General features: G+C 42.6%; 6 protein-coding genes. 3 read left to right on the plus strand and 3 right to left on the minus strand.

What is annotated here, in order from left to right; genetic code table 11:
- The first annotated feature begins 1 nt into the window (after window position 1).
- Window positions 2–709 carry a bifunctional demethylmenaquinone methyltransferase/2-methoxy-6-polyprenyl-1,4-benzoquinol methylase UbiE gene (gene ubiE / locus PI95_RS17265; protein WP_039740145.1) on the plus strand — a complete coding sequence of 236 codons (708 nt, stop codon included), beginning with the start codon at window positions 2–4 and terminating at the stop codon, window positions 707–709.
- Between the two features lie 131 nt (window positions 710–840).
- Entirely contained in the window at window positions 841–2073 is a 1233-nt protein-coding gene (locus PI95_RS17270; RefSeq protein ID WP_039740700.1) for a DUF445 family protein, read from the plus strand.
- A gap of 22 nt (window positions 2074–2095) precedes the next feature.
- Here the strand turns inward: PI95_RS17270 and PI95_RS17275 are convergent, their stop codons facing one another.
- From PI95_RS17275 to PI95_RS37190, 3 genes are all read right to left on the minus strand, one after another.
- Window positions 2096–2539 (minus strand): pentapeptide repeat-containing protein, encoded by a 444-nt coding sequence (locus tag PI95_RS17275; protein ID WP_039740142.1) that lies wholly within the window; start codon window positions 2537–2539, stop codon window positions 2096–2098.
- Between the two features lie 211 nt (window positions 2540–2750).
- The gene (locus tag PI95_RS17280) at window positions 2751–3344 is read right to left on the minus strand and encodes a hypothetical protein (protein WP_039740139.1); all 594 of its coding nucleotides are present in this window, start codon (window positions 3342–3344) and stop codon (window positions 2751–2753) included.
- Window positions 3345–3666: 322 nt separating this feature from the next.
- On the minus strand, window positions 3667–4521 hold the full coding sequence (locus tag PI95_RS37190; RefSeq protein ID WP_039740138.1) for an AraC family transcriptional regulator: 855 nt from the start codon (window positions 4519–4521) through the stop codon (window positions 3667–3669).
- A gap of 130 nt (window positions 4522–4651) precedes the next feature.
- On the opposite strand from PI95_RS37190, the gene PI95_RS17290 reads away from it, so the two are divergent.
- The gene (locus tag PI95_RS17290; protein ID WP_039740136.1) at window positions 4652–6046 is read left to right on the plus strand and encodes a TldD/PmbA family protein; all 1395 of its coding nucleotides are present in this window, start codon (window positions 4652–4654) and stop codon (window positions 6044–6046) included.
- The last annotated feature ends 302 nt before the right edge of the window (window positions 6047–6348 follow it).

Below are 6348 nucleotides of genomic sequence, written 5' to 3' on the forward strand. Positions count from 1 at the left end.
TATGAACCAAAGCAAGAATAATATAGATGTTCGCGCCATTTTTGACCGCATTGCGCCTGTTTACGATCAGTTAAACGATTGGTTAAGTCTGGGACAACACCGCATCTGGAAGGAAATGGCAGTAAAATGGAGCGAAGCCAAACCTGGTGATACTTGCCTAGATTTATGTTGTGGAAGTGGTGATTTAGCTTTGCGTTTAGCGCGACGTGTGGGTGTCAAGGGAAGAGTTTACGGAGTGGACTTTTCCCCCAACCTGCTGTTAAGTGCCAGACAACGCTCTAGAGCGCAATATCCCCAACCGCCTATCACCTGGGTAGAAGCAGACGTGCTAAATTTACCCTTTGAGGACAATTCTTTTGCCGCTGCGACAATGGGTTATGGTTTAAGAAATGTTACAGATATTCAACGCTGCCTGAAAGAATTACACCGCGTCTTGCAACCGAGCGCAAAAGCCGCAATTTTAGACTTTCATCGTCCAAGCAATTCGCAAATCCGCGCTTTTCAGCAGTTTTATTTAGATAATCTCGTTGTCCCGTTAGCAGACTATTTGGGTGTTAAGGAAGAATACGCTTACATCAGTCCCAGCTTAGATCGTTTTCCCGTGGGCACAGAGCAAGTAGAGCTAGCTCGTCAAGTTGGTTATGCAACTGCCACACACTACCCCATCGCGAACGGTATGATGGGAATGCTGGTAGTCAGCAAATTTTAGATTTGAGATTTGAGATTTTGGATTGAAGTCTACTGGTAAAAACCATCTTATTCTTGAATCCACAAATCAACATCTCATCTAAAATCCAAAATCCAAAATCCAAAATCCAAAATTGGTACGTCCGAAATTCTGTGGATTGGTCTCATCTCTGGCTTTACGTGTCTCCCCCGGTAGTGGGTGGAATTATTGGCTATTTCACGAATGATATAGCCATCAAAATGTTATTTCGTCCCTACCGGGCACTTTACATTGGTACAAAAAGGGTTCCGTTCACCCCTGGATTAATTCCTCGCAATCAAGAACGCCTTGCGAAGAACATTTCCAATACAATTATGGGGTCGTTGCTGACACCCGAAGAATTGCAAAAGCTGGCGCGGCGTCTGTTGCAAACGGACCGGGTGCAATCAGGGATTCTTTGGTTGTTGCAAATGGCGATCGAGCAAATTCAAGGCGATAAACAACATAAAAGTACGAAGATTGTCGCGGGAATTTTGCGCGATTTGTTAGGAGAATCTTTGCCACGTCTGCTGAAGGTTTTGGCGCGACAAGAAGACTTTTTAGAAACGCAAATAAATCAAATTTTTGACCAAATCTTACTGGAATTTCAACTGAGCGAAGAACAATCTACTCGGCTTGCGGATTGGTTATTACAAGTAGTTTTACCGCCAGATGCAATCCGCCAAATAATTATTGATTTTTTGACCGATCGCACGATTCAAATTATTGATGAAAGCTTTCGCGAAAAAACCAGCGGTACTTATTGGGTAGTGGCGAATTTGTTTGGTTTACGCAATACTTTAACTCGATTGCGGACATTTTGCTTAGATGAAAAAGAGGTGACAAATCAACGCATACAAGAATTAATTCAAGAATTGCAAATGCGCGATCGCCTCAGAAAAATCCTGCAAAATATATCTTTACAAAACTTGCCAATGGGGACGGTGCGCCAATTGCGAAAGACTACCCGCGAAAGTGTGCGTCATTACCTGCAAAATAGCGGCAGTGATTTACTACAAGGATTAACTGATTCCGTTGACTGGGAAAATATTGCTTCATTATTGCTAAATCGTCTTAGTACTTCTCCGGTTGTTAGTTCTTCGTTGGATATGGTGAGTGAAGAACTAGCGCTAATTTTAGATAAGTATTTAGAAAAAGATTTAGAAAAGATTGTGGCTCAGACGATACCCATTTTGTCAATAGATCAAGTGATTGTCGATCGCGTAAAGTCAACATCACCCGCTGATTTAGAAGCTGCAATTGAGGGAATAGTCAAAAATGAATTGCAGGCGATCGTTACTTTAGGCGGTGTTTTAGGTTTTATCGTCGGTTTATTTCAGATAGTGTTATTGGTATTTAGTCAATAGCTGATACTGCTAAAATACAACTCTAACTGTTACGTATAGTGCCATCAGGCATGATGGTATTGCTGTAGACACAGCGCTCCATGTATGCACCTTCCAAGTCTGCTCCAGTCAGGTCAGATCGAGTTAGATTTGTCCCAATCATGTCAGCAGCACTCAAGTAAGCATTAACTAACTTGGCATTCGTCAAGTCAGTTCTAGATAGGTAAGAAAATCCCAAATTAGCTCCACTCAAATCAGCATTTCTGAGATTAGCCTTAACTAAACAAGCTTGCCCCAAATGGGCATTGCGGAGATTGGCTCCTTCTAAATTAGCCTCTTCTAAATATGCTTCACCTAACCCAGAATTGCTCAAGTCAGCCCCACTCAAATCAACTCCACACAAGTCAATTCCATCCAAACTGATGCCAGAAAAGTTTCTTTCCCCAGCAGCATATCTATTAAATAAGTCTTCAGTTTTTCTCGACATAAAGCGACTTGGGGCTATATTAAATTTATATATTTTGGCACAGCTTACGATTGAGCCACGCACATAAGTATTGATGGGATTGAATCATGCTGCTGCACCAGGGCAAAGGCAGGAAGAATGGATTCAAAAGTCAGATGTACTCCTGCTTATGATCTAGACTCATATTTAGCCTCCTCTCTTATTTGAAGTCTAGGCTAACAGTTCCTTACAACTAGCTGGCGAATTTCCTTTGCATTCTTGGGGCAACTAAGCGAAGCATTATTGCTAACACTAATAAAATAACTAAAGGTAAATAAATCAACATTGACTTTTGAATTCTCAGGCTGAATTCTAGCGTAAAAGCTAACCAGAAAAAGTGCATTCCTATAGTGTGCAAAATTTTCCAAGCACGTTGACCGATCCAAGCAGCCGGACGTTCAAAGGATGTTATGGTCATGGCAATTAGGAGTAAATAACCTAAAGTGCCACCTGGATCAAATTTGGGAGTTACTCCAGAAGTAGCAAACCATAATCCAGTCCAAGCGATCGCATGATAAGTATGCGACACTGCCATCGATATGCCTAAATAACGGCGATTCTTTAAAAGCCATGCCGTGAAAGAATTTGACCAAATTCGCCGAAGTGCGGATGCGACGAAAGCACCAAGAAACAGGATACACGAAGTACGAGCAGTAGCCCTGATTGCCATCCGCATTGCTTGCTCATCAATGCCATGAAATAACCAGATGACAGCAACCATAGCACCAATCGTCAGCGTTGAAAAACCAACGATATTCCAACCTTGAAAAGCGATAGTACCTTTCATACATTCTTACTTGTACTTTACTGCTGATTGGTACTTAATTTAGCGATCGCTTTGTGTTGCTGTCTTGCCTAATATAACGAAAAATGTCTTAATCTTCACTTATATTGAAACTCCATCCCTTCATCTTTGGGGAAGGGGGAAAGGGGAGGCAGTGCGGTGAGACCAGCCCCCGACGGGCGCGGTCTCCCTGATCGATGGGGGACTGGCTCTCCCGTTGGGTCTTGGGGTTTCCACTCATTGGAGCATCTGCCTATGATTGGGAAAAGGGGAAAGGGGAAAAGTAAAGTTCTTTTGACTTTTGACTTTTGACTTTTGACTTTTTTTACAATGCGTCTCGATATACCTTTGGTGTTGTTTTGGTATGTTCGCGAAACACTCTGGTAAAATGACTTTGACTTTGAAAGCCGACTTGGTGACAGATTTCTACAAGTGTCAATTCCCGTATATGCAATAATTGCTTTGCTTTATCTATTCGGCATTTCATCACATATTGATGCGGTGTCAAACCTGTAGATTGCTTGAATAAACTAGCAAAATAATGCGGACTCATCTGCACTGAAGCCGCAACCTCAGCTAAAGTTAAATTGTGGTCTAAATGTTCATTGATGTAATTTACAGCTTCCCTTAATCTATACTTGGGTAAACCACCTGTATAGTTTTTAATCTGCTGTTGGCGTGCAGAATATCGCCTCAATAAATGCACTGAGAGCGCAGTTGCCATCGATTCTACATAAAGCCGACTGTCAGCGCCGGATGCTTCTAACTCAGCTTTTAATGCCAATCCCATATGCTGAATTAAGGGGTCGCGTATGTGCCACTGCGGTACAATTTCGATATTATCTGCATCCACAGATTCACAAGCAACACGGTTAAAAATTGCAGGTTCAAGAAATAGTTCAACTAATGGAACTTCCCGATCAATCTGTGTCCTGGGGAAAGGTTGCGAAGCCGGGATAATGGCAATATCACCCTTGGCATAATCCACTTGCTGCCAACTTTCGTTTAACATATAGCTGGCACGAAAATTATCAAGAGCAATAACAATAAAGTGCTGACCCATGTAAATTTCCGGCATTTCGTCAGCAGGTTCTATTTCATAGAGGAGGTTCAAGCCTTCCCATCCTGCCTCAAAGCTGGAAAGGAGGTGTAAGTGTTCGGGAGGTTCGTTGTTAGACACGGCTAAAGTCGGCTTTGATGATTTATATCGCGTGCTTGAGCGGCTTGTCGCTAGGATAATGCGTATATAAGTCTAAAAATCATCCACTATTTGAATATCTGTAAATAGATCGTTAAACAAAACCGATATTATGCATTCCCAACTTACCGATGCCCAAAATTTGCTTTCTGACTTGATTGCCCGTTACTCATCTAGAGTAGATTATCTCATGATTCGCCTGGAAGAAGCAGAAGATACTGATATTTTGTTACGTGGCGATAAAGTAGAAACCCTAAGCGTTGGTATTTCAATTGGCGGACAAATTCGCGCTTGTTATAAAGGTGGCTGGGGTTTAAGTAGTTTTAACCAGTTAGCGACAATTAAAGACCGCATAGAAGAAGCGATCGCCGCAGCGCGGATGGTTGGTGATGAAGAAACTATACTTGCCCCGATTGATGCAGTACAAGCGATATGCACTTTACCGCTTACAGGTACTGACCCGCGAAAAATTTCCCTGGTGGAGAAAAAACAATTGTGCGATCGCTACACCGATTTACTCAAAAGCGCTGACCATCGCATCACCACGACTTCAGTTAGCTATGGTGACAGTTCCCAAAGAATCATCCTTGCCACTTCCGAAGGCACTTTAATTGAGCAATCTTGGGTGGATATGGAAATGCGCTTTGCCGCTACCGCTAAAGACGGCGAAACTGTGCAAACTGGTAGGGAAACCACCGGCTCTCGTAAAGCTTATGAAGATTTAACACATTTGGATGAACAAGTCAAGAGTGCCGCTCAAAGGGCAGTAGCTGCTTTATCTCTGCCATCAGTCAAAGGTAATACTTACACCGTGGTGATTGACCCGATTCTCACCGGGTTATTTGTCCACGAAGCCTTTGGACATCTTTCTGAGGCAGATATGGCTTACGAAAATCCAGATTTGCTGGAAGTAATGACTATTGGTCGGCGGTTTGGTGCAAAAGAGTTGCAAATTTTTGATGGTGCTGCACCTCAGGGACATCGCGGTAGTTATTTTTACGATGACGAAGGCACACCTGCTACTACTACCCAACTGATTAAAGATGGCGTTTTGGTGGGACGTTTGCATTCTCGCGAAACCGCCGGCAAATTAGACGAAGCGCCTACAGGTAATGCCCGTTGTCTCAATTATCACTTTTCGCCAATTGTGCGGATGACGAATACCTGGATTGAAAGGGGTAAAACGCCAGTAGAAGATTTATTTACTGATATCAAAGAGGGAGTGTACGCCCGTAATTGGCTGGGGGGAATGACAAACGGGGAAATGTTCACCTTTAGCGCTGGGGAAGCGTGGATGATTAGAAATGGCAAAATTGCCGAACCGGTGCGGGATGTGACGCTTTCGGGTAATGTTTTTCAAACTTTAGCAGATATAGAAGCGATCGGTGATGACTTTTACTGGGATGAGTCCGGTGGTTGTGGTAAAGGCGGACAAGATGGTTTACCTGTCGGTTGTGGTGGACCAAGTTTAAGAATACGTGATGTGGTGGTTGGGGGGGAAGCTTAATTAAGTTAAGAGTTAGGAGTTAGGAGTTAGGAGTTAGGAGTTGGGAGTTAAGTAGTTCAACATTAAAAAACATCAAATGTAGTAGCGTGACTTGCCTAAAATGTTGCAAAAAAAATTTGTAGGTTGAGGGTAAGTAACTGTAACTTAATATCTAACCAAATCTCCCATTTATCCTCATATTTGGGTAATCCAACACCAAGATCCTGTCGTTTATTGAATTTGGGCAGTCGTTTATTGAATTTGGGCAGTCGTTTATTGAATTTGGGCAGTCGTTTATTGAATTTGGGCAGTCGTTTATTGAA

It is taken from the genome of Hassallia byssoidea VB512170, from assembly GCF_000817785.2.
GTDB lineage: Bacteria > Cyanobacteriota > Cyanobacteriia > Cyanobacteriales > Nostocaceae > Hassallia > Hassallia carrinoi.